The sequence below is a fragment of the Pseudomonas sp. CM27 genome, from assembly GCF_013179515.1.
Taxonomy (GTDB): domain Bacteria; phylum Pseudomonadota; class Gammaproteobacteria; order Pseudomonadales; family Pseudomonadaceae; genus Aquipseudomonas.
Map to the genome: position 1 here is coordinate 1 of NZ_JABMCN010000461.1, position 972 is coordinate 972.

Annotated in this window: 1 protein-coding gene; it reads left to right on the forward strand. The window is 58.4% G+C overall.

Annotated elements, in window-relative coordinates; translation table 11 throughout:
• Positions 1-972 (forward strand): immunoglobulin-like domain-containing protein (locus HP547_RS28955; RefSeq protein WP_372243024.1); only part of this gene is annotated, 972 nt, incomplete at both ends.

Sequence of the window (972 nt, forward strand, 5' to 3'; positions counted from 1 at the left end):
GCGAGATCACCTACACCATCACGCTGACCAACAAAGACGGTCTGCCGATCAACAACCACTCGGAGCTGTTCTTCAAACTGACCGATGGCACCACGGTTGTTGTACCGGCCAACAGCACCACAGGTTCGGCAACTGCAGTCGCACCGGACAACGTCTATGTGGGCACCAACGAGCCGGTGGTCAACGCCATCGAAGCAGTCAGCGGCGCAGATGCCTGGAAGTTCGAGAACCTGACCCTGGACAAGACCGAGGTCAGCACCACCGTTACCGACGAACCAGGTACCCCAGGCAACGAAGGCGACATCGTCAAGGTCACCATCACTGCAGACCAGGTGTCTGTCGCTGAAAACGTCAAACCGACCTTCACCGTGCACATCAACACGGTGCTGGCGCATGACCTGACCGTGACCCTGAGTAACAACGCGGTTGTGACCATCAAGGCCGGTCAGACTTCGAGCGAGCCGTACGCTCACGAAGCCCAGGGTGACGACGTTTACCAGGATGCCGGCGAAATCAGCCTGGGCATCAAATCGGCTGTCGATGCCACCGGTGCAGCGTTCGAGAACCTGGAGCTGGGCAACCCTGCTTCGGTAAAAGTTACCGACACCATCGACGAAGTTGTCGCCAAGTTGACCGCTACCGCCTCGGTGACCGAAGGCGGCGAGATCACCTACACCATCACGCTGACCAACAAAGACGGTCTGCCGATCAACAACCATTCGGAGCTGTTCTTCAAACTGACCGATGGCACCACGGTTGTTGTACCGGCCAACAGCACTACTGGCTCGATCACCGTTACTGCTCCAGACAACGTGTATGTGGGCGCTAACGAGCCCGTGGTCAACGCCATCGAAGCGGTCAGCGGCGCGGATGCGTGGAAGTTCGAGAACCTGACCCTGGACAAGACCGAGGTCAGCACCACCGTTACCGACGAACCAGGTACCCCAGGCAACGAAGGTGACATCGTCAAGG